This window comes from Nocardia acidivorans NBRC 108247 (assembly GCF_001625085.1).
In the GTDB taxonomy this organism is placed as follows: Bacteria; Actinomycetota; Actinomycetes; order Mycobacteriales; family Mycobacteriaceae; genus Nocardia; species Nocardia acidivorans.
On sequence record NZ_BDAW01000076.1, the window covers coordinates 1 to 975 of the forward strand.

Sequence of the window (975 nt, forward strand, 5' to 3'; positions counted from 1 at the left end):
TCGAGGGCGAATACGAGTACCGGTGCGCGCTCGGGCACACACACCCGTTCGTGTTGACCGGTCTCGCGCTGCTCGGCATCACCGAGCCCGCTATCGGGACGCTCGCATCCCTGCAAGACGTCGCCGCCCTGTACGGCGTCGCCGCGTCCGCGCCCCGCACGGGCGGTACCCGCATCACCGTTCACCTGAAAGGCGAAACCATGCCCAGCCCGTCACCGCGCCAGGTCGCCGCCGGGGTAACCACCGAGGACGTGCGCCGCAAGTTCTACGACGGCGCGTCCTGGTCGCAGTGGATCGAGGAGTTCCACCTCGAGCCGCTCGAGCTGATCGTCCTCGACGACAACACCGGCACCCGCGAACGCGTGCCGGTCGTCGTCGACACAGCGGGCGACGGCACCGACGGCGTGACGTTCGGGACCGCGGTTCCGGTCGTCGTCCGCTACGACGACGCCACGCCCGCAACGGATCCGGTCGCCGCCGACCCCGCCGCCAACGAGGCCGCCGCCGTCGCGGCTTCCAAGATTCTCCGGTACGCGAGCCGTGCCGAGTCCCGCCCCGGCCGTGCGGCCTCGGCGGCCGCGCCCGTCACCCCGACGGCCGCGGAACACACCACCACCGACACCACCGAAGGAGGCTCCGGAGTGGAAATCACCAATGAGCAACTGGCGGCGCTGCGTACGGCTCTCGGGCTGGCGGACGACGCCGACCTCGACGCCATCATCGCCGCTATTCAGGCACTCGCGACCAGCGCGGCCGAGCAGGCGCAGACCGACGCGCAAGCCCAGGCCGACGCCGCCGCACAGGTGGCAGCGGCCGGCCGTTTGCCTGCGGGCGCGGTCCCGATCGACTCCGGCCGATTGGCCGCGCTCGAGGCCGACTCGTCGCAGTTCAAGGCATATCTTGCGCGCCAACGCACGGCCGATATAGACGTCGCGCTCTCGACCGCGATCAGCGAAGGCCGGATCACTCCGGCGA

Annotated in this window: 1 pseudogene; it reads left to right on the plus strand. The window is 71.2% G+C overall.

Annotated elements, in window-relative coordinates:
- Positions 1-50 precede the first annotated feature (50 nt).
- Positions 51-975 (plus strand): annotated as a pseudogene (locus NA10_RS29200) (phage protease); the annotation flags it as partial.